This window comes from Streptomyces sp. NPDC047017 (genome assembly GCF_040644175.1).
Taxonomy (GTDB): domain Bacteria; phylum Actinomycetota; class Actinomycetes; order Streptomycetales; family Streptomycetaceae; genus Streptomyces.
Window position 1 is genome coordinate 91,133 of sequence record NZ_JBEYVW010000020.1, and the last position, 21,121, is coordinate 112,253.

The following is a 21,121-nucleotide window of genomic DNA, read 5'->3' on the forward strand; positions in this document are numbered from 1 at the left end:
CCGTGATCAGTGGCTGCCTCCAGGGTCCGCCGCCGTGCCCGGACGTGTCCGCCACCCTGCCCGGACGTGTCCCCCCGCTGTGCCCGTACGGCCTTCGCCGCGGTGCCTCAGCGGCCGTTGAACGCGTCCTTCAGCCGTGAGAACAGGCCCTGCTGGCCGGGCTGGAACTGCCCCGTCGGGCGCTCCTCGCCGCGCAGTTCGGCCAGCTCGCGCAGCAGGCGCTCCTGTTCCGGGTCGAGCTTGGTCGGGGTGGTGACCTCGACATGCACGATCAGGTCGCCCCGGCCGCCGCCGCGCAGGTGCGTGACGCCCCGGCCGTGCAGCGGGATCGACTGGCCGGACTGGGTGCCGGGCCGGATGTCGACCTCCTCCAGGCCGTCCAGGGTCTCCAGCGGCACCTTGGTGCCGAGGGCCGCCGCGGTCATCGGGATGGTGACCGTGCAGTGCAGGTCGTCGCCGCGCCGCTGGAAGGTCGAGTGCGGCAGCTCGTGGATCTCCACGTACAGATCGCCGGCCGGGCCACCGCCGGGGCCGACCTCACCCTCGCCGGCCAGCTGGATGCGGGTGCCGTTGTCCACACCCGCCGGGATCTTCACCGTCAGGGTGCGGCGGGCACGGATCCGGCCGTCGCCCGCGCACTCCGGGCACGGGGTCGGCACGACCGTGCCGAAACCCTGGCACTGGGGGCAGGGCCGGGAGGTCATGACCTGGCCCAGGAAGGACCGGGTGACCTGCGAGACCTCACCGCGGCCGCGGCACATGTCACAGGTCTGCGCGGTGGTGCCGGGCGCCGCGCCCTCGCCGTTGCAGGTGGTGCAGACGACGGCCGTGTCGACCTGGATCTCCTTGGTCGTCCCGAAGGCCGCCTCGTCCAGCTCCACCTCCAGCCGGATCATCGCGTCCTGGCCGCGGCGGGTGCGCGAGCGCGGCCCGCGCTGCGAGGCCGTGCCGAAGAACGCGTCCATGATGTCGGAGAAGTTGCCGAACGCGCCGGCGCCGAAGCCGCCCGCGCCGGCCCCGCCGGACTGCGAGAGCGGGTCGCCGCCGAGGTCGTAGACCTGCTTCTTCTGCGGGTCCGAGAGCACCTCGTAGGCGGCGTTGATCTCCTTGAACCGCTCCTGGGTCTTCGGATCGGGGTTGACGTCCGGATGCAGCTCGCGCGCGAGCCGCCGGAACGCCTTCTTGATCTCATCCTGCGACGCGTCGCGGCGCACGCCGAGAACGGCGTAGTAGTCCGTGGCCACTTACGACTCCGCCAGGATCTGTCCGACGTACCGTGCCACTGCGCGTACCGCTCCCATCGTTCCCGGGTAGTCCATGCGGGTCGGTCCGACCACGCCGAGCTTGGCCACTGCCTCGCCCCCCGAACCGTAACCGACCGACACGATGGACGTGGAGTTGAGTCCTTCGTGGGCGTTCTCGTGACCGATGCGCACGGTCATGCCCTGGTCCTGTGTCTCACCGAGCAGCTTCAGCAGGACGACCTGCTCCTCCAGCGCCTCCAGCACGGGCCGGATGGTGAGGGGGAAGTCGTGCCCGAAGCGGGTGAGGTTGGCGGTGCCGCCGATCATCAGCCGCTCCTCGTTCTCCTCGACGAGGGTCTCCAGGAGCGTGGACAGCACCGTGGCGACCGTCCCGCGGTCCTCCAGGTCGAAGCCGTCGGGCAGGTCCTCCACCAGCTGCGGCACGTCCGCGAAACGGCGGCCGGCGACCCGGCTGTTGAGCCGCGCCCGCAGGTCCGCCAGCGAGGTCTCGCCGAACGGGGCCGGGCAGTCGACCATCCGCTGCTCGACCCGGCCGGTGTCCGTGATCAGCACCAGCATCACCCGCGCCGGCGCGAGGGAGAGCAGCTCCACGTGCCGCACGGTCGAACGCGTCAGCGACGGGTACTGCACGACGGCGACCTGTCGGGTCAGCTGCGCCAGCAGCCGCACCGTACGGGCCACCACGTCGTCGAGGTCGACGGCGCCGTCCAGGAAGTTCTGGATGGCGCGCCGCTCCGGCGCGGTCATGGGCTTGACCCCGGCCAGCTTGTCGACGAAGAGGCGGTACCCCTTGTCGGTGGGGATACGGCCCGCGCTGGTGTGCGGCTGGGCGATGAAGCCCTCGTCCTCCAGGGCCGCCATGTCGTTGCGGACGGTGGCCGGTGAGACGCCGAGGTTGTGCCGCTCGGTGAGGGCCTTGGAGCCGACCGGCTCCTCGGTGCCGACGTAGTCCTGGACGATCGCGCGCAGCACCTGAAGCCTTCGCTCACTGAGCATCGCGCACACCTCCAGAGTCGTCCCTCGGCTCCCGCCTGGCACTCGGCGCATACGAGTGCCAGCATTCCCGGGCCCAGTGTACGGCCGTCGGGTACGGGGCGGGCAAGGCCGGGGCGGCCGGCCGCCGGGGAACGCTAGCGTCCGGGTATGACGGTCACTTGGGAAGAGGTCGGCTGGGAGCGGATCGCGGACGGGGTGGGGCGGGTGCGCCTGCCTGGCTGGGACTGCACGGTGGGGCTGGTGGTCGGGGACGGGGCGGCGCTGCTGGTGGACGCGGGGTCGAGCCGCGCGGAGGGCGCACGGTTGCGAACGCGGGCGCGGGAACTGGCGGGCTCCCCTGTGACACTTCTCGCGCTGACCCATGCCCACTTCGACCATGTCTTCGGGGCGGCGGAGTTCCCGGAGGCCGAGGTCTTCGCCGCCGCGGGGGCGTGCGTCGTCCTCGGCGACGAGCGCGGGCGCGCGGAGCTGCGCGCGGACGCGGTGCGCCACGGACTGGACGCGCGGGCCGCCGAGGAGGCCGCGGCGGCGCTGGTACGGCCCGGCCGCGAGGTCGCGGACCGGCTGGCCGTGCCGCTGGGCGGCGGGCGGGAGGCGCTGCTCGCGGACGTGGGTCCCGGCCACACCGCGCACGACCTCGCCGTGGTGGTGCCGGGCGGGCGGCCGGTGGTGTTCTGCGGCGACCTCGTCGAGGAGTCCGGTGAGCCCCAGGCGGGTCCCGACGCGGTGCCGTCCCGGTGGCCCGCCGCGCTGGACCGGCTGCTGGAACTGGGCGGCCAGGACGCGCTGTACGTGCCCGGGCACGGCGCGGTGGTCGACGCCGCCTTCGTCCGGGCGCAGCGGGACGCGCTGGCGGCGCGCTTCGGCGTGTCGCGCTGATCATCGTCCTGGCTCTCCCTATCGTCACTCGAATGCGCCAGTACTCCGCCGATCTGACCCCTCCCTGGAAGAAGCCGAAGGCCGTTGCCGAGGTCCCGGCCGAGCCGGGGCTCGTGGTGGAGGAGCCGGCCACCGGTTTCTGCGGCGCGGTGATCCGCTGCGAGGCGGGCACGGTGACCCTGGAGGACCGCTTCGGCAAGCACCGGGTCTTCCCCTTGCAGCCGGGCGGGTTCCTGCTGGAGGGCAGGCCGGTGACGCTGGTGCGCGCCGCCGCCGGCCCGGTGCGCGCCGCCCGTACGGCCTCCGGTTCCGTCGCCGTCCCCGGCGCACGCGCGCGCGTGGCCCGTGCCGGGCGGATCTATGTGGAGGGCCGGCACGACGCCGAGCTGGTCGAGAAGGTGTGGGGCGACGACCTGCGTATCGAGGGTGTCGTCGTGGAGTACCTGGGGGGCGTCGACGACCTGCCCGCGATCGTCGAGGAGTTCGCGCCCGGCCCGGACGCCCGCCTCGGCGTCCTGGTCGACCATCTGGTCCCGGGCAGCAAGGAGTGGCGGATCGCCGAGGCGGTGACCAGCGAGCACGCCCTGGTCGTCGGCCACCCGTACATCGACATCTGGGAGGCCGTGAAACCGTCCTCCCTCGGCATCCCGTCCTGGCCCCGGGTGCCCCGCGGCCAGGACTGGAAGACCGGCGTCTGCCGGACCCTCGGCTGGCCGGAGAACACGGGCGCCGCCTGGCAGGGCATCCTCGCCCGGGTGCGGTCGTACAAGGACCTGGAACCGGAGCTGCTGGGCCGGGTCGAGCAACTGATCGACTTCGTGACCGAGCCGGGGTAGGGCGGGGCCGGGCGCGGCCCGCAGGCCGCAGGCCGCGTGACCCGGTGCGGCTCAGTGCGGCTGGTGCGACTGCGGCTGGGGCGGCTGGTGCGGCTCAGTCCACCAGATCGCGTACCACCGCGTCCGCGAGGAGCCGCCCGCGCAGGGTGAGGGCCGCCCGGCCGCTGTCGTACGGCTCCCGCTGGAGCAGGCCGTCCGAGAGTGCCCTGCGGGACGCGGCGAGGCCCGCCTCGTGCAGCAGGTCCAGCGGGACGCCTTCCCGCAGCCGCAGCTCCAGCAGGACCCGCTCCACCCGGCGGTCCTCCGCGGTGAGGAGTTCGCGTCCGGCGCCCGGGGAGCGGCCGTCGGCCAGGGCCGCCGCGTACGCGCCGGGGTGCTTGACGTTCCACCAGCGCACGCCGCCCACATGGCTGTGCGCGCCGGGGCCCGCGCCCCACCAGTCCGCGCCGCGCCAGTACAGCTCGTTGTGCAGGCAGCGGGCGGCCTCGGAGGTGGCCCAGTTGGAGACCTCGTACCAGTCGAAGCCCGCCGCGGACAGCGTCTCCTCGGCGATCAGATAGCGGTCGGCGTGCACGTCGTCGTCGGTCATGGGGATCTCGCCGCGGCGGATGCGGCGGGCGAGCTGGGTGCCCTCCTCGACGATGAGGGCGTAGGCGGAGACGTGGTCGGGCCCGGCGGCCAGGGCCGCGTCCAGGGAGGCCCGCCAGTCGTCGTCGGACTCGCCGGGGGTGCCGTAGATCAGGTCGAGGTTGACATGCTCGAAGCCGGCCGCGCGGGCCTCGGCCACGCACGCCTCGGGGCGGCCGGGGGTGTGGGTGCGGTCGAGGACCCGCAGGACGTGCGGCCGGGCGCTCTGCATGCCGAAGGAGATCCGGTTGAAGCCGCCCTCCCGGAGGGCGGCGAGGTAGGCCGGGCCGACCGACTCCGGATTGGCCTCCGTGGTGATCTCGGCGTCCGGCGCGAGGCCGAACTCGTCGCGGACCGCCGCCAGCATCCGTACGAGGTCGCCGGCGGCGAGCAGGGTGGGCGTACCGCCGCCGACGAAGACCGTGCGGACCGGGCGCGGGTCGTCGCCGAGCACCTTGCGGGCGAGCCGGACCTCGTCGGCGAGGGTCTCGGCGTAGTTGTCGCGCGAGGCGAGCACGCCGCCGGTGCCGCGCAGCTCGGTGGCGGTGTACGTGTTGAAGTCGCAGTAGCCGCAGCGGGTCGCGCAGTACGGGACGTGCAGGTAGAACCCGAGGGGCCGGTCGGCCGCCCCGGCGAGCGCGGGAGTGGGCAGCGCGCCGTCGGCGGGGACGGGCTCGCCGTCGGGGAGTGCGGAAGGCATGCCCTCCATTGTCCAGCACCGCGCGGGTCGCCCGCGGATCGCCCGCGGCTCACTCCGCCTGGAGCACCAGCAGGGCCAGGTCGTCCTCGGGCGGACGCTCCCCGAACTCGTGCACCAGCCGCTGGATGCGTTCGGCGACGAGGTCCGCGTCGAGCCCGGCGCAGCCGGCCAGGGCGGCGGCGAGTCCGTCGCCGTCGTCGAACTGGCGCGTGCCCGAGCGCCGCTCGGTGACCCCGTCGGTGACGCACAGCAGGGTGTCGCCGGGGCGCAGCTCGAAGGTGTCGCAGACGTAGGTCTCGTCCTCGATGACACCGAGCAGGGTCTGCGGGCGGGCGACCGCGCGGACGTCGCCTGCCCGGGTGAGGAGCAGGGGCAGCGGGTGCCCGGCGCAGGCGAGGGTGCAGCGCACGCCGCCCTCGAAGGGGGCCAGCTCGCCGTAGAGCAGGGACAGGAAGCGGGTCTGCGGGCCGTCGCCGGGGGCGACCGGGCCGGCCAGGGCGCGGGCGGCGGCGTCGGCGGCCTCGGTGGCGTCGTCCAGGAGGAGCTGGTTGAGGCGGTCCAGGACGTCCGCGACGCCGTACCCCTCGCGGGCCAGCAGCCGCAGCCAGGGCCGGGCGAGCCCGATGACCACGGCGGCCTCGGGGCCCTTGCCCTGCACGTCGCCGACCGCGAAGCACCAGCGGCCGTCGCCGGCCGGGAAGAGGTCGTAGAAGTCGCCGCTGGGGCCGACCTGATCGCACGGCTCGTAGACGAGGGCGCTGCGCAGGCCGGGGATCTCGGCGACCGCGCCGGGCAGCAGCCCGCGCTGGAGCACGGCGCTGATGGTGGCCTGGCGGGCGTACTGCCGGGCCGCGCCGATGCCGAGCGCGACCCGGCGGCTGAGGTCCTCCACCAGGCCGGTGATCTCGTCGGGGAAGCGGAGCAGCCCGGCCCGGCCGATGACGAGGGTGCCGAGCGGCCGGCCGCCCGCGACCAGCCGGTAGGCGAGCGCGGCGCCCTCGGCCTCGCGCGGGCCCAGCGCCTGGCCGGGCCAGGGGTAGGGCTCGGGGCCGCCGGGCGGCGGGTCGTCGGTGGCGGGCGGCGGGTCCTTCTCCAGGGCCCGGCGCAGTTCCTCGATGCGGTTCTCGGTGCCGTGCCAGACCCGGGCGAGCCGCGGGCCGGGCGCGCCCTCGCTCCAGCCGCCGTCCTCGCCGTGGCTCAGCGAGCCCCAGCGGGCGGTGGACTCGTCCTCCAGCCACACCGCGCACCAGTCGGCCAGCCGGGGCACGATGAGCTGCCCGGTGAGCGCGGCGACCAGATTCTCGTCGAGCTGCCCGGCGAGCAGGTCGGATGCCTCCGCGAGGAAGGACAGCGCGCCGCGGCCCAGCCACTCGCGGTCGCGTTCGGCGCGCTGGGGCTCGGGCGCGAGGACGGCGGCGACGCCGAGTCCGGGGTCCCCGGCCGGGCCGGAGGGCTCGGGGGCGGCCTCCGCGGGCAGCCGCGCCCACACGGTCTTGGCGCCGGTGCGGTAGGTGATGCCCCATTCCTCGGCGAGCGCGGCGACCAGATGGAGGCCGCGGCCGTACTCCGCCGGTTCGTACGACGTCTCCCGGGCGTGGTCGCGGGGGGCGCGCGAGGGGTGGTGGTCGGACACCTCGACGACGCACGCGCCGGTGTCCGGCTCCAGCCGGCAGCTCAGCTCGACGTGGGTGCCGGCGTGCACGACGGCGTTGGTGACCAGCTCGCTGACGACCACCAGGACCTCGTCGGCCAGCCGGTCGGGCACGGCCAGGCCGAGGCCCCGCCACTCCCTGAACGCCGCCCGGACCAGGGCGCGGGCGGAACCGGGCGCGACGGGGCTGCCGGGCAGCGACGAACGCACCTGCGCGTACGTCCCCGGGTCCAGGTGCCCGGGTACCTCGAAGGCACGGGAGACGGTCTCCCGCTGTGTCGGAATGGCCCCCATCTGCAACTCCCGGGCATGCGCACGAAACGGTTCACCGACACCGACAGAGTGACAGACCGGCTGCACTCGTGAGCGATGAGTTACCGAAGTGGACAGCCGCGCGGGAGAACTGTGCTAGGAGAACGCCCGGGGCGGACGCAACCGGACGGGGAAGGACAGGTGTGGTCAGGGGTGGGCGTGGGGGCGGCGCGCGCGGGGCGGGGGGCACGGTGCCGAGCCGCGCCGGTCGGGGGCACGGGCGTCGGGAGGTCGGGGCCGGGGGCCCGTAGGGCAGTGTGGGGCGCCGGGGCCTCTGCGGAGCCGCGCAGGCCGGGGCGGCGTTCGCCGAGCCGCGCGGGCAGAGGCGTATCCGCTGGTCCAGGCCACCGCGCCGGCGGGCGAAGACCGGGGGCGAGGACGCCGCACCGGCGGGCGAAGATCCGGGGGGCGAAGACGCCGCACCGGCGGGCGAAGACCCGGGGGGCGAAGACGCCGCACCGGCGGGCGAAGACCCGGGGGGCGAAGACGCCGCGCGGAAGGCTCGCCCGCCGGGCACCCGTCGGCAGGCGCGGGCCGCCGAGGGGCTCGGCCCCCGGTGGCTGCCCGTGCGCCCGGTGGCTGCCCGCGCCCCCGGTGGCGCCCCGCGCCCCCGCCGGGCAGGCGTCACGCCTCCCGTGTGCCCGCGTACATCTCCTCGATCAGGTTCTTGTACTCGCGCTCCACCACCGGCCGCTTCAGCTTGAGGCTCGGGGTGATCTCGCCGTGCTCGACGTCGAGGTCGCGCGGCAGGAGGCGGAACTTCTTGATGGTCTGCCAGCGCTGCAGGCCCTCGTTGAGCTGCTTGACGTAGCCCTCGACCATCTCGACGGTCCGCGGGGCGGCCACGATCTCGGCGTACGCCTTGCCCCCCAGGCCGTTCTCCTGGGCCCACTCCTCGATCGCGGCCTCGTCGAGGGCGATCAGGGCGGTGCAGAAGTTCCGGTCGGCGCCGTGCACGAGGATGTTGGAGACGTACGGGCACACCGCCTTGAACTGGCCCTCGACCTCGGCGGGCGCGATGTACTTGCCGCCGGAGGTTTTGATCAGGTCCTTCTTGCGGTCGGTGATGCGCAGGTAGCCGTCCGGGGACAGCTCGCCGATGTCGCCGGTGTGGAACCAGCCGTCGGACTCCAGCACCTCGTCGGTCTTCTCGGGCAGCTTGTGGTAGCCCTGCATGATGCCGGGGCTGCGCAGCAGGATCTCGCCGTCGTCGGCGATCCGGACCTCGGTGCCGGGCAGCGGCTTGCCGACGGTGCCGGTGCGGTACGCCTCGCCGGGGTTGACGAAGGAGGCCGCGGAGGACTCGGTGAGTCCGTAGCCCTCCAGGACGTGGATGCCGGCGCCGGCGAAGAAGTAGCCGATCTCCGGGGCCAGGGCGGCGCTGCCCGACACGCAGGCGCGCAGCCGCCCGCCGAACGCCTCGCGGATCTTGGAGAAGACGAGGGTGTCGGCGACCTTGTGCTTGGCGGCCAGGGCGAAGGGCGCGGAGTGCAGGCCGGTGCGCTTGAAGTTGTCCTGGGTGACCTTGGCGTACTCGCGGCCGACCTCGGCGGCCCACTGGAAGATCTTGTACTTGGCGTTGCCGCCGGCCCGCGCCTTGGCGGCGACGCCGTTGTAGACCTTCTCGAAGATGCGCGGCACGGCCGCCATGTAGGTGGGCTGGACCACCGGCAGATTGTCGATGATCTTGTCGACGCGGCCGTCCACAGCGGTGACGTGCCCGACCTCGATCTGCCCGGAGGTGAGGACCTTGCCGAAGACGTGCGCGAGCGGCAGCCACAGGTACTGCACGTCGTCGGGCCCGATCAGGCCGGTGGAGGCGATCGCCTTCGCCATGTACGCCCAGCTGTCGTGCGCGAGGCGCACGCCCTTGGGGCGGCCGGTGGTGCCGGAGGTGTAGATGAGGGTGGCGAGCTGGTCCTTGGTGATCGCGCCGACCCGCTCCTTGATCAGCTCGGGGTGCTCGTCCAGGTAGGCGGTGCCGCGCCGCTCCAGCTCGTCGAGGGTGAGCACCCGCTCGTCGCTCCGCACGCCCGCCGGGTCGATGACGACGACATGGTGCAGGTCGGGCAGCTCGGCGCGCTTCTCGGCCGCCTTGGCCAGCTGGGCGGCGTTCTCCGCGATGAGCACCTTGCTCTCGGAGTCGGCGAGGATGAAGGCGGACTCGTCGGCGTTGGTCTGCGGGTAGATCGTGGTCGTGGCCGCGCCCGCGCACATGATGCCGAGGTCGGCGAGCAGCCACTCCACCCGTGTGGAGGCGGCGAGCGCGACGCGCTCCTCGGGCCGTACGCCCAGCGCGATGAGGCCGGCGGCGACGGCGTGCACACGCTCGGCGGCCTGCGCCCAGCTGAGCGACTTCCACTCGTCCGGGCCCTGACCGGAGGCCGCCGGCACCGGGTACCGGTAGGCCTCGGCGTCCGGTGTGGCCGCCACGCGCTCCAGGAAGAGGGCCGCCACGGACGGCGGACGGTTCTCGATCAGGGTCTGTGCGTCGCTCACGACATCCTCCGGGGCCCGCGACAGTGCGGCGGCTGGCTCAGGTACGGCTGGGTTGACTCACGGGTGACTGGTCGTTCGGGCTGCTGGTCTCCGGACCGTCGGCCTCGGACCGCTGGTCTCGGGCTGTCGGTCACGGACCGCTGGTCTCGGGCTGTTGGTCTCGGCTGTTGGTCTCGGCTGTTGTTTAACTCACGAGTAACTATGGAGCAGGCATCAGAGTAAAGGGCGACCGGCCACCGCGTAAGGGGCTGTGGCCTGTCAGTTCCCCCACGTCGCGGGGGTCCGCACGCGAAGGGGTCCGCCGTACTTGCGTACGACGGACCCCGATTCACCCGGTCCACCGGGCCGGCGCGCGCCCGCTGCGGGCGAGGGCCGGTTACTTCTTGCCCTTGGCCGATCCCGCGCTGTCGTCGCTGGAGAGCACCGCGATGAACGCCTCCTGGGGAACCTCCACGGAACCCACCATCTTCATGCGCTTCTTGCCCTCCTTCTGCTTCTCCAGCAGCTTCCGCTTGCGCGAGATGTCACCGCCGTAGCACTTGGCGAGGACGTCCTTGCGGATGGCGCGGATGGTCTCGCGGGCGATCACGCGCGAGCCGATGGCGGCCTGCACGGGCACCTCGAAGTTCTGCCGCGGGATCAGCTCGCGCAGCTTGGCGACGAGCCGGACGCCGTACGCGTACGCCTGGTCCTTGTGGGTGATCGCCGAGAAGGCGTCCACCTTGTCGCCGTGCAGCAGGATGTCGACCTTGACCAGGGAGCTGGACTGCTCGCCGGTGGGCTCGTAGTCCAGCGAGGCGTAGCCGCGGGTCTTCGACTTGAGCTGGTCGAAGAAGTCGAAGACGATCTCCGCGAGCGGCAGGGTGTAGCGGATCTCGACGCGGTCCTCGGAGAGGTAGTCCATGCCGAGCAGCGTGCCGCGCCGGGTCTGGCACAGCTCCATGATCGCGCCGATGAACTCGGTGGGCGCGAGGATCGTGGCCCGCACCACCGGCTCGTACACCTCGTCGATCTTGCCCTCGGGGAACTCGCTCGGGTTGGTGACGGTGATCTCGGCGCCGTCCTCCATGATCACGCGGTAGACCACGTTGGGGGCGGTGGCGATCAGGTCGAGGCCGAACTCGCGCTCCAGCCGCTCGCGGATCACGTCCAGGTGCAGCAGGCCGAGGAAGCCGACGCGGAAACCGAAGCCGAGGGCGGCGGAGGTCTCCGGCTCGTAGACCAGCGCGGCATCGTTGAGCTGGAGCTTGTCCAGCGCCTCGCGCAGCTCCGGGTAGTCGGACCCGTCCAGCGGGTACAGCCCGGAGAACACCATCGGCTTGGGGTCCTTGTACCCGCCGAGCGCCTCCGTGGCGCCCTTGTGCTGGCTGGTGACGGTGTCACCGACCTTGGACTGGCGGACGTCCTTCACACCGGTGATCAGATAGCCCACCTCGCCGACGCCCAGGCCGTCGGCGGGCAGCATCTCCGGGGAGTTGGTGCCGATCTCCAGCAGCTCGTGGGTGGCACCGGTGGACATCATCCGGATCCGCTCGCGCCTGTTGAGCTGGCCGTCGATGACACGGACGTACGTCACCACGCCCCGGTAGGAGTCGTAGACCGAGTCGAAGATCATCGCGCGGGCGGGGGCATCCTTGACGCCGACCGGCGCCGGGATCCGCTCGACCGCCCGGTCGAGCAGCGCCTCCACGCCGAAGCCGGTCTTGGCGGACACCTTCAGCACGTCGTCGGGGTCGCAGCCGACCAGGTTCGCCAGCTCCTCGGCGAACTTCTCCGGCTGCGCGGCCGGCAGGTCGATCTTGTTCAGGACCGGGATGATCGTAAGGTCGTTCTCCATCGCCAGGTAGAGGTTGGCGAGGGTCTGCGCCTCGATGCCCTGGGCCGCGTCGACCAGGAGGATGGTGCCCTCGCAGGCGGCCAGCGACCGGGAGACCTCGTAGGTGAAGTCGACGTGCCCCGGCGTGTCGATCATGTTGAGGATGTGCGTGTTGCCGGGGTCGTGGGTGGGAGCCCACGGCAGACGCACCGCCTGGGACTTGATCGTGATGCCGCGCTCGCGCTCGATGTCCATGCGGTCGAGGTACTGGGCGCGCATCTGCCGCTGCTCGACCACACCGGTCAGCTGCAGCATCCGGTCGGCGAGAGTGGACTTGCCGTGGTCGATGTGCGCGATGATGCAGAAATTGCGGATCAGCGCCGGGTCGGTACGGCTCGGCTCGGGCACATGGCTGGGGGTCGCGGGCACGCAGGGTCCTGATTCTTGAGGCGTCCGCATACGTCTGCTGGTGCGTCTGCGGTCTCGGGTCGGATCGATACGTAGTCTTTCCATGGTCCCATGCCCGGCGGGGACCAGGGAGCGGCGACCGGGGAGCGGCCACCGGTTTGGGCCGCGGGCGGGCCGCTGGTAGTGTGGGCGGCTGTGTCTCATGCCCTCTCAGCGCGAGGCACGACCCAAGAAATCACCGGTTGCGGGACCCCAGCGGCCCCGTGCCAGAACCTGAAAAGGCTCATTCGTGGCGAACATCAAGTCCCAGATCAAGCGGATCAAGACCAACGAGAAGGCGCGGCTGCGCAACAAGGCCGCCAAGTCCTCTCTGAAGACCGCGATCCGCAAGGCCCGCGAGGCCGCTGCCGCGGGTGACGTCGAGAAGGCCACCGAGTACCAGCGCGCTGCCGCGCGCCAGCTCGACAAGGCCGTCTCCAAGGGCGTCATCCACAAGAACCAGGCCGCCAACAAGAAGTCGGCGCTGGCTTCCAAGGTCATCGCGCTCAAGGGCTGAGTTTCCCGACTTGACGCCGGACGGAACCGGGCGGGCCCTCTCTCATCCGCCCCCGACCGGCACCCCGGACCCGTGCGCGGCCTGCGTTCGCCACGCGGGCATGGGTCCACCGGCTTGAACCGAAGGCCCCGGCGGCTTCCCCTTCTCGGAGGGAGCGGCCGGGGCCTTCGGGCTGTGCGGGGGGCTGCCGCAGCGGGGGGCTCTGCCACAGCGGGCGCGGGGCTGTCGCAGCGGGCGCGGGGCTGCCGCAGCGGGCGGCGCTGTCGTTCCGGTCGGGGACGGTCCGGTGAGCCGTACCGGACGAGCGCGGGCGTTATCCGCGTCCTCGCGACCTTGCCGGACCAGCGCGGGCGCTATCCGCGTCCTCGCGACCGGGCCGCCCGGGCGATGATCACCACCGCCTTCTCCAGGGCGTACTCCGGGTCGTCGCCGCCGCCCTTCACGCCCGCGTCCGCCTCGGCCACCGCGCGCAGGGCGACGGACACCCCGTCCGGGGTCCAGCCGCGCATCTGCTGCCGGACGCGGTCGATCTTCCAGGGCGGCATGCCCAGCTCGCGCGCCAGATCGGCGGGGCGTCCGCCGCGCGCGGAGGACAGCTTCCCGATGGCCCGCACGCCCTGCGCCAGCGCACTGGTGATCAGCACCGGGGCCACGCCGGTGGCGAGCGACCACCGCAGCGCCTCCAGGGCTTCCGCCGCCCGGCCCTCGACGGCCCGGTCGGCGACGGTGAAGCTGGACGCCTCCGCGCGGCCGGTGTAGTAGCGCCCGACGACGGCCTCGTCGATCGTGCCCTCCACGTCGGCGACCAGCTGCGAGGCCGCCGACGCCAGCTCCCGCAGATCACTGCCGATCGAGTCCACCAGCGCCTGGCACGCCTCGGGCGTCGCCGAACGCCCCAGCACGCGGAACTCCCCGCGGACGAAGGCGAGCCGGTCGGCCGGCTTGGTCATCTTCGGGCAGGCCACCTCCCGCGCGCCCGCCTTGCGCGCGGCGTCCAGCAGCGCCTTGCCCTTCGCGCCGCCCGCGTGCAGCAGCACGAGCGTGATCTCCTCGGCGGGCGCGGCGAGATACGCCTTCACGTCCTTGACCGTGTCGGCCGACAGGTCCTGCGCGTTGCGCACGACGACGACCTTGCGCTCGGCGAAGAGCGAGGGGCTGGTCAGCTCGGCGAGCGTGCCGGGCTGCAACTGGTCCGAGGTCAGGTCCCGTACGTCCGTGTCGGCGTCGGCGGCCCGGGCGGCGGCCACCACCTCCTGCACGACACGGTCGAGCAGCAGCTCCTCCTGGCCCACGGCGAGCGTCACCGGGGCGAGAGGGTCGTCATTCGCAGTCTTCCTGGCCATCGGGACAAGCATCCCACGGCCCACTGACAACAGCTCCGGCCCGCCGGGCCCGCCGTACGGCACACCCCGCGCGGCCGTGGGGGCGCTGGCGCGCCGCGGCTACGGCTCCTCGCGCCAGCCGTCCCACTCCCGGGCGAACTCGTCCAGCCCGGCGGGGTCGAGCCGTTCCTCCTCGTCGCGCAGGACGACGAGCCACTGCGCGTCCTCGGCGTCGTCCTCGCCGGCCAGCGCGTCCCGGACCAGCAGCGGCTCCTCCCGGAGCCCGAACCGCTCCCCCAGCGCCTCGGCCGCCTCCTCCGCGGCGTCACGGTCGGGCAGCACCAGCACATGTCTCACATCACTCACACACGCCATTGTCCGGCACCCGGGCCGGTGCCCTCGGCCGCCCTGCGGCGCGGCGGGCCGGATCAGCTCTTGGGCACGATCTGTATGTCGAGTTCGACCTCGATGGTGGGGCCGACCGCGGCGATGCCGCGCGCCAGCATCGTCTGCCAGCTCATCGTGTAGTCGTCGCGGTGCAGTTCGGCGGTGGCCCGGCAGGCCGCCCGTGCCTCGCCCTCCATGCCGTTGCCGAGGCCGAGGTACTCGGTGTCCAGGGTGACCGTGCGGGTCACGCCGTGCAGCGACAGCGCCCCGGTGACGGCCCACCGGCTGCCGCCGCGGTGCGCGAACCGGTCGCTGTAGAACTCCAGCGTCGGGAAGCGCTCCACGTCCAGGAAGTCCGCCGAGCGCAGATGGTCGTCGCGCATCCGGACGTTGGTGTCGATGGACGCCGCGTCGATCACCACGTGCATCGCCGACTGCTCCACCTCCTCGGCGATCCGCACCACCCCGGCGAAGGAGTTGAACCGGCCGTGGATCCGGGCCAGCCCGATGTGCCGGGCGGTGAAACCGACCGAGGAATGCGTGGGCTCGATGTCCCAGTCACCCGGCGCGGGCAGCTCGGGCGGCCGGGCCACCTGGAGCGTCACGTCGCCGAGCGAGGTGAGCGACTCCTCGGCGACCGTCGCCGCGGCGCGGTAGGGCGCGTACCCCTCGGCGGACACCGCGAGCCGGTACTCACCGGCCGGCACCGCCGCCACGAACGAGCCGAACGGGTCCGTCCCGCCGCCGACCACCGTGCGCCCCACCGCGTCGACGACCGTGAACTCCGCCTGCGGCACGGGCTGGCCGACCGGATCGAGCACCCGGCAGCTCACCACGCCCGCGCTCGGCGGCGTCCGCACCGCCGCCAGGGGATTCGTCCGTCGCCCGCGATTCGTCCGGCTTCCCAGCAAGCGGCCGATCATCTATGACACCTTCTGCACGATGTGAGAACAGCTGTTACCGAAGATCCATTCGATCACTGATGCGGCTTTCGAGGCAACACGGGGGCACATCACGGCAATCCACGACGCATGTACCGGTTCGTACGGTGTCCAGGGGCCCCCCCGTCCTCCCCCGCGCCCGAGCGGCTTCCCCGCCGCCCTCACTCCCGCACCACCCGCAGCCCCGCCCCCTCCCCGGTGACCGCGACCGCCCCGTCCCGGTCCGTCCGCAGCACGGTCGTGCCCCGGGCGCGCAGCGCGGCGACCGTGCCGGGGGCCGGGTGGCCGTACATGTTGCCCGCGCCGCAGGAGATCAGCGCCACCCGGGGCGCCGCCACCCGTATCAGGTCCGGGTCCTGGTAGGCCGAGCCGTGGTGGGCGACCTTGAGCACGTCCACGCCCGCCATCCGCGCGACCGCGGGCGAGTGCGACAGCGCCTGCTGGGCGGGGGGTTCGAGGTCGCCCAGCAGCAACAGCCGCAGGCCGCCGGAGCGCACGAGCAGGGCCACACTGGCGTCGTTGGGGCCGCCCGGGTCCAGGAGGGGGTGCGCCGGGGGCCACAGCACCTGCCAGGTCAGTCCGGCGGTGCGCCGCTCCTCCCCGGCGACGGCGTGGGTGAGCGGGATGCCCCGCCGCGCCGCCTGGCCGCGTACGGAAGCGGCCTGCTGCGCGGGCTCCTCGAACCCGGTCGTCTCGATGGCCCCCACCGAACGTCCCCGCAGCACGCCGGGCAGCCCGGTCACGTGGTCGGCGTGGAAATGGGTCAGCACGATCAGCGGGATTCTGGTGATGCCGAGGGCGCGCAGACAGCGGTCCACCGGTTCGGGGTCGGGTCCGGCGTCCACGACGACACCGGTGCCCGGTCCCGCCGCCAGCACCGTCGCGTCGCCCTGCCCCACGTCGCACATCGCGAACCGCCAGCCCTTCGGCGGCCAGCCCGTGAGCACCCGGGCCAGCGGCGGCGGCTGCACCACCAGCAGCAGGAGCAGCGCCCCGCAGATCCCGCAGAGCCAGGGGTGTCCCAGCAGCCGCCGGCCCAGCGGCACGGCCGCCACCGTGACCAGGCCCAGCAGCAGCGCCCCGGTCCAGCCGCCCGGCCAGTCCACTCCCCCGCCGGGCAGCGCCGCCCCGGCCCGGGCCACGTCCGCGATCCATCCGGCGGGCCACCCCGCGCACCAGGCGAGCGCCTCGGCCACCGGCAGGGCGACCGGTGCCGCCCCCAGGGCCGCGAAGCCCAGCACCGTGGCGGGTGCCAGCGCGATCTCCGCGAGCAGGTTGCACGGCACCGCCACCAGGCTCACCCGGGCCGACAGCACCGCGATCACCGGCGCGCACAGGGCCTGCGCCGCGGCCGCCGCGGCGATCGCCTCGGCCGCCCGGGCGGGGACGCCGCGCCGGCGCAGCGCCGCGCTCCAGCGGGGAGCCAGCGTGAGCAGGGCGCCGGTGGCCAGCACCGACAGCAGGAACCCGTACCCGCGGGCCAGCCACGGGTCGTAGAGCACCAGCAGCAGCACGGCCGTCGCCAGCGCCGGGAGCAGCGATCTGCGCCGTCCGGTCGCCAGGGCGAGCAGCGCCACCGCACCGCACGCCGCGGCCCGCAGCACACTCGGATCGGGCCGGCACACGATGACGAAACCGCAGGTGAGCGCCGCACCGAGCAGCGCGGTGACGCGCAGGGACAGGCCGAGTCCCGGGGCGAGGCCGCGGCGTTCGGCGTGCTGGGCCAGGCCGGGCGGGCCGATGAGCAGGGCGAGCAGGATCGTGAGGTTGCTCCCGGAGACGGCCAGGGTGTGGGCGAGGTCGGTCGCCTTGAACGCCTCGTCCAGTTCCGGGGTGATCCGCGAGGTGTCCCCGACCACCAGGCCGGGCAGCAGCGCCCGGGCGTCCGCGGGCAGGGGGTCGCTCGCCGTGCGCAGCCCGGCGCGCAAGCGGCCTGCCAGCCGCTGTGGCCCGGACGGTCCGGCGATCACCTCGGGGGCCGCCCGGCCCCGGACCCGCAGCACCGCCGCGATCCCGTCACCGCCCCCGCGCGGGGGCGCCAGCCGCGCCGTCACTCTCAGCCGCGTGGACGGCAGCAGGTCCAGCCAGCGGGAACGGGGCTTCCCCTCGCCTCCGGGCGCGGTGTCCTCGCTCCCCCGGGCGCCGGTGTCGACGAGGACGAGCACCGGTGCCCGGGTCACCACGGCCCTCGCCCCGTCCGCCCGTTCGACGCGCCGCACCCGGGCGTCGATCAGCACGGAGACGGGTGCCATGTGGTCGCCGCTGACCCGGCGGCGGGTGAGCCGCGGATCGGAGGTCAGTTCCACCTCCGCGGTCACCGTGGCGTACCGCCGCGCCAGTTCGGGCACCGGTCCGCGCCGCGCGTCGGCCCCGTGCAGTCCGGCGGAGACGGCTGCCGCGGCGGCGGCCAGCAGCAGGGCGGCGAGGGCCGCGGGTGAGCGGAGAGCCGCGGGTGAGCGGAAGGCCGCTCGGCCCGGTGGGGAGGCCGGCCTCGCGGTGCGGGGCTTTCGCCGTCTCGGGCGGCGGCCGAGGAGGGCGAGGGCCGCGACCGCGCACACGGCCGCGAAGGCCGTCACCCGTCCCGGCGGTGCCTCCAGCGCCACGGCCGCCGTCGCCCAGGCCGCGAGCGCCGGTGGCACCAGCCGCAGGTCCGCCGGTCCTTCCTGGCGGGGGTGGGAGGCTCCGAGCCGTGTGCCGGACGCGGTGTGCACGGCGGGGCGGGGGTGGGAGTAGGGGTGGCGAGAGTGGGAGTGGTGGGCCGGGGGCGCGAGGGGCTCGGTGGTGGGCGCCGGGTGGTCGGTGGCGGACGCCGCCGGGGCGTTGGTGGCGGGTGCCACCGGGGCGTCGGTGGTGGGCGGCGCCGGGACGTCGGTGGCCAGGTGTCGGTTCATGGCCTGACCAGGGGGCGGAGGTCGGCGTAGCGGCGGTCGCCGATGCCGTTGACCTCGCGCAGTTGGTCCACTGAGCGGAAACCGCCGTGCTGGGTGCGGTAGTCGACGATGTGCTGGGCCAGCACGGGGCCGACTCCCGGCAGGGTCTCCAACTGGTCGGCGGTGGCGCTGTTGAGCGAGACCGGGGACGCGGGGGCTGACGCCTTCCCGGGACCGGCGGCCGGGCCGGCCGGTGCCGCCGGTGCCGGGGCGCCGACGACCACCTGCTCGCCGTCCACGAGCAGCCTGGCCCGGTTGAGGCCGTCGAGATCGGTGCCGGGCCGGACCCCGCCCGCCGCCCGCAGCGCGTCGGCGACCCGGGAACCCGCCGGGAGACGGTGGACGCCTGGCTCCCGGACCTTGCCGCCGACGTCCACGACGATCTCCGGACCGGCCGTAGGCGTACCGGCCCCCGGCGGCGCGGCAGGGACGGCGGAGGGGGCGCCCCTGGCTTCCGCCGGGCCCGGGTGGGTGGCCACCGCCCGCACCACCTCGGGTGCCGGGACGGACCGGGTGCGGCCGGTCCAGAAGTGCTGCGCGGCGAGGACCACGGCGACCGCGAGCACCACCGTGAGGGCGATCACGCTCCTGCGTTCCAGCCCGCACCGCGTCTGCAGCCACAGGGGCAGGCGCTCGCGTAACGCGAGTCCGGTCCGTTCCCGCCATGGCGAGGCCGCGCCGGGGGGCTTCTCGGCCTCGGGGGCCTTCTCTCCCGTGTCGACATCGACGGCCGAGGCCGCCGTGGTGACGTCGGCCTCGTCCGGCGTCGCTGCCTCTCCCCTCTCTGTCCTTTCCGCCCCGGCCTCCTCTGTCCTTCCCGTCCGGGCCTCGGCCGCGCCGCGCCGCGCGTCGTACCGGGGCGGCGCCGCCGGACGCCCGGCGGCGCGCGGCGGGGCGCTGCCCGACTCCCCCGGGCGGCCGGGGTGTTCCGCGAACAGCACCCGTGCCCGGCGGCGCAGCTCCTCGGCCGGGGCGTGCCGCCGGTGGGGCGGGTGGCTCGCGGGCGGGCGGGGGTGGTGGCGGTGGGGGCGGCGACGGGTGCGGCCGTCGGAGTCCGGGGCGCGGCCCGGACCGCTGGTCGCCCTCGGGGTGCGGGGGTGTGCTCGAAGTGCCATGCGACGAGCATCGGGCAGTCCGGCGGATCGCGATGATCTTGCTCGGTTTCCGGGGACTACCGCCCGGTTGTGGACAACTCCGTCACTCACACGAGTGGTTCGCCGTGCGGGAGCGCCTCAGCGGGGCGAGATCACGACCCCGAGCAGCCCCGGCCCGGTGTGCGCTCCGATCACCGCTCCGACCTCGCTGACATGCAGCTCGGACAGCCCGGACACACGTGCCCGCAGCCGGTCGGCGAGGGCGGAGGCGCGGTCCGGGGCGGCGAGGTGGTGCACGGCGACGTCGATGCCGTGGCCGGCGCCCTCCGCGCGTTCGGCCGCGATCTCCTCCAGGCGGGCGATGGCCCGGGAGGCCGTCCGCACCTTCTCCAGGAGTTCGATGCGGCCGTCCCGCAGCTGGAGCAGCGGCTTCACGGCGAGCGCGGAGCCGAGCAGGGCCTGCGCCGCCCCGATGCGGCCGCCGCGGCGCAGGTAGTCGAGGGTGTCGACGTAGAAGTGGGCGGAGGTGCCTGCGGCGCGCTTCTCGGCGGCGGCGACCGCCTCGTCCACCGTGCCACCGGCCCCGGCGGTCTCGGCGGCGGCCAGGGCGCAGAAGCCGAGGGCCATGGCGACCATCCCGGTGTCCACCACCCGTACCGGCACCGGCGCCTCGCGGGCGGCGAGGACCGCGGCGTCGTAGGTGCCCGACAGCTCGGCGGACAGGTGCAGGGAGACGATGCCGTCGGCACCGGAGGCGGCGAGCCGGTGGTAGGTCTCGGCGAAGCGCTGGGGGCTGGGGCGCGAGGTGGTGACGGAGCGCCGCTTCTGCAGCGCCTGGGCCAGGGAGCGGGTCGAGATCTCGGTGCCCTCTTCGAGTGCCTGGTCGCCGAGGACCACGGTCAGCGGGACCGCGGTGATGCCGTGGCGCTCCATCGTCCGCGGCGGCAGGTAGGCCGTTGAATCGGTGACGATCGCGACATGGCGGGACATGAGCTGGAGGTTACCTGCCGTAGCGGCCGGGCGGCAGTCCAGCCCCTCCGACCGGGTGCGCGCGTGGCCGGATCAGGTCGTGCTCTCGGGGCGCGGCTTCTTCTGCCAGGAGTACAGGGGGCCGCGGCCGGGCGGGGTGATGGCGGCCCGCTCCGGCTCGGCGGCCGCGGGACCGGTCCCGGTCCCGGTCCGCGGCGGCGGGGCCGCCGGCTCGGACCGTCCCGGAGTGCCGGGCGCGGGTTCCGTGCTGGTCCAGTGGCGCAGGGCGTCGGCCTCCACGCCGATCTGCGCGCTCAGCAGGTCCAGGTCGTCGTCGGCGAAGCGGCGGGCACGGTCGTGGGCCGCCCAGCGCAGGGCGTCGGCCGATTCCGTGATGCGCCGGGTCCGCTCGGTCAGGTCCGGGAGCCGCTGGGCGAGCGTCGCCCGGTCCGGCTCGCTCTCCAGGCGCCTCAGCTCGTCGTCCAGTTCGTGGCCGTGCGCGCTGAGCCGCTCGAACAGGGAGACGGACTCCTTCAGGGACTCGTCCTGGGCGGCGCCCGCGTGCAGGGCGTCCTGGGTGGCGCGCATCGAGGTGCGCAGCGCGAGCCGGAGCTGGGCCAGCTCGCCCACCGGGCCGAGCTGGACGAAGGACTTGGCCCGCAGGGTGTGGTCCTCCACCGCCCGCCGGGCCTGGTTGATCGTGCGGTCCACGCCGCGCTTGGCGGCGCCGACCGCCTTGACCGTGGCGTAGGCGCCGAAGACCAGGCAGAGGACGAAGAGCACGGCGAAGACTGCGACGACTGCTTCCACGACGCTCCTCCTGGACTCGTGCGGCACGGGCCGCGCCGCTCCTCAACGGTAAACGCTGCGGGCAGGCCCAGGGTTCCGGAAGAACCCCGAACCTGCCCGTAGGGGACTACCCGGAGGCGCGCA

16 protein-coding genes are annotated in these 21,121 nt (G+C 74.1%); 3 read left to right on the plus strand and 13 right to left on the minus strand.

Translation table 11 applies throughout. From position 1 onward, the window contains the following. Positions 1 to 107: 107 nt before the first annotated feature. Positions 108 to 1,244 (minus strand): molecular chaperone DnaJ, encoded by a 1,137-nt coding sequence (gene dnaJ, locus ABZ858_RS29295; RefSeq protein WP_361385057.1) that lies wholly within the window; start codon positions 1,242 to 1,244, stop codon positions 108 to 110. Continuing rightward, positions 1,245 to 2,261, minus strand: coding sequence for a heat-inducible transcriptional repressor HrcA (gene hrcA, locus ABZ858_RS29300; protein WP_361385060.1), 1,017 nt, complete (start codon positions 2,259 to 2,261; stop codon positions 1,245 to 1,247). Positions 2,262 to 2,408: 147 nt separating this feature from the next. Between hrcA and ABZ858_RS29305 the strand changes: the two genes are divergently transcribed. Then, complete coding sequence (locus tag ABZ858_RS29305; RefSeq protein ID WP_361385063.1) at positions 2,409 to 3,140, plus strand: MBL fold metallo-hydrolase; 732 nt, start codon at positions 2,409 to 2,411, stop codon at positions 3,138 to 3,140. Positions 3,141 to 3,172: 32 nt separating this feature from the next. Next, on the plus strand, positions 3,173 to 3,976 hold the full coding sequence (locus ABZ858_RS29310) for a DUF3097 domain-containing protein (RefSeq protein WP_361385066.1): 804 nt from the start codon (positions 3,173 to 3,175) through the stop codon (positions 3,974 to 3,976). A gap of 94 nt (positions 3,977 to 4,070) precedes the next feature. On the opposite strand, the gene hemW is transcribed toward ABZ858_RS29310, so the two are convergent. The 4 genes from hemW to lepA form a co-directional block, all read right to left on the minus strand. Then, the gene (gene hemW, locus ABZ858_RS29315; RefSeq protein WP_361385069.1) at positions 4,071 to 5,303 is read right to left on the minus strand and encodes a radical SAM family heme chaperone HemW; all 1,233 of its coding nucleotides are present in this window, start codon (positions 5,301 to 5,303) and stop codon (positions 4,071 to 4,073) included. 49 nt (positions 5,304 to 5,352) lie between these two features. Further along, positions 5,353 to 7,248 (minus strand): ATP-binding SpoIIE family protein phosphatase, encoded by a 1,896-nt coding sequence (locus tag ABZ858_RS29320; protein ID WP_361385072.1) that lies wholly within the window; start codon positions 7,246 to 7,248, stop codon positions 5,353 to 5,355. A gap of 642 nt (positions 7,249 to 7,890) precedes the next feature. Continuing rightward, on the minus strand, positions 7,891 to 9,765 hold the full coding sequence (locus tag ABZ858_RS29325) for a long-chain fatty acid--CoA ligase (RefSeq protein WP_361385075.1): 1,875 nt from the start codon (positions 9,763 to 9,765) through the stop codon (positions 7,891 to 7,893). 376 nt (positions 9,766 to 10,141) lie between these two features. Continuing rightward, a complete protein-coding gene (gene lepA / locus ABZ858_RS29330) occupies positions 10,142 to 12,010 on the minus strand; it encodes a translation elongation factor 4 (RefSeq protein ID WP_361385078.1) in 1,869 nt (622 codons plus the stop codon). Between the two features lie 268 nt (positions 12,011 to 12,278). Here lepA and rpsT point away from each other — a divergent pair, with 268 nt between their 5' ends. Beyond that, positions 12,279 to 12,545: a 30S ribosomal protein S20 gene (gene rpsT / locus ABZ858_RS29335; protein ID WP_361385081.1), complete on the plus strand. Its 267-nt coding sequence runs from the start codon at positions 12,279 to 12,281 to the stop codon at positions 12,543 to 12,545. A gap of 353 nt (positions 12,546 to 12,898) precedes the next feature. Here rpsT and holA read toward each other — a convergent pair whose 3' ends face one another. From holA to ABZ858_RS29370, 7 genes are all read right to left on the minus strand, one after another. Then, positions 12,899 to 13,888, minus strand: coding sequence for a DNA polymerase III subunit delta (holA, locus tag ABZ858_RS29340; protein WP_361385084.1), 990 nt, complete (start codon positions 13,886 to 13,888; stop codon positions 12,899 to 12,901). A 99-nt stretch (positions 13,889 to 13,987) separates the two neighbouring features. Beyond that, entirely contained in the window at positions 13,988 to 14,233 is a 246-nt protein-coding gene (locus ABZ858_RS29345) for a hypothetical protein (protein ID WP_361385087.1), read from the minus strand. Positions 14,234 to 14,295: 62 nt separating this feature from the next. Beyond that, positions 14,296 to 15,177 (minus strand): YceI family protein, encoded by an 882-nt coding sequence (locus ABZ858_RS29350; RefSeq protein ID WP_361385091.1) that lies wholly within the window; start codon positions 15,175 to 15,177, stop codon positions 14,296 to 14,298. 179 nt (positions 15,178 to 15,356) lie between these two features. Continuing rightward, on the minus strand, positions 15,357 to 17,906 hold the full coding sequence (locus ABZ858_RS29355; RefSeq protein ID WP_361385234.1) for a ComEC/Rec2 family competence protein: 2,550 nt from the start codon (positions 17,904 to 17,906) through the stop codon (positions 15,357 to 15,359). Between the two features lie 176 nt (positions 17,907 to 18,082). After that, entirely contained in the window at positions 18,083 to 19,240 is a 1,158-nt protein-coding gene (locus ABZ858_RS29360; RefSeq protein WP_361385094.1) for a helix-hairpin-helix domain-containing protein, read from the minus strand. A gap of 117 nt (positions 19,241 to 19,357) precedes the next feature. Beyond that, positions 19,358 to 20,209 (minus strand): DegV family protein, encoded by an 852-nt coding sequence (locus ABZ858_RS29365; protein ID WP_361385097.1) that lies wholly within the window; start codon positions 20,207 to 20,209, stop codon positions 19,358 to 19,360. Between the two features lie 72 nt (positions 20,210 to 20,281). After that, complete coding sequence (locus ABZ858_RS29370) at positions 20,282 to 20,998, minus strand: hypothetical protein (RefSeq protein ID WP_361385100.1); 717 nt, start codon at positions 20,996 to 20,998, stop codon at positions 20,282 to 20,284. Positions 20,999 to 21,121: the final 123 nt, after the last annotated feature.

Bases quoted from the DNA above. Each gene is read 5' to 3' on its own strand.
- ABZ858_RS29350 (WP_361385091.1), bottom strand. From the start codon at position 15,177: ATGATCGGCCGCTTGCTGGGAAGCCGGACGAATCGCGGGCGACGGACG.
- ABZ858_RS29320 (WP_361385072.1), bottom strand. From the start codon at position 7,248: ATGGGGGCCATTCCGACACAGCGGGAGACCGTCTCCCGTGCCTTCGAG.
- hemW (WP_361385069.1), bottom strand. From the start codon at position 5,303: ATGCCTTCCGCACTCCCCGACGGCGAGCCCGTCCCCGCCGACGGCGCG.
- ABZ858_RS29360 (WP_361385094.1), bottom strand. From the start codon at position 19,240: ATGGCACTTCGAGCACACCCCCGCACCCCGAGGGCGACCAGCGGTCCG.
- holA (WP_361385084.1), bottom strand. From the start codon at position 13,888: ATGGCCAGGAAGACTGCGAATGACGACCCTCTCGCCCCGGTGACGCTC.
- ABZ858_RS29305 (WP_361385063.1), top strand. From the start codon at position 2,409: ATGACGGTCACTTGGGAAGAGGTCGGCTGGGAGCGGATCGCGGACGGG.
- ABZ858_RS29365 (WP_361385097.1), bottom strand. From the start codon at position 20,209: ATGTCCCGCCATGTCGCGATCGTCACCGATTCAACGGCCTACCTGCCG.
- hrcA (WP_361385060.1), bottom strand. From the start codon at position 2,261: ATGCTCAGTGAGCGAAGGCTTCAGGTGCTGCGCGCGATCGTCCAGGAC.
- ABZ858_RS29310 (WP_361385066.1), top strand. From the start codon at position 3,173: ATGCGCCAGTACTCCGCCGATCTGACCCCTCCCTGGAAGAAGCCGAAG.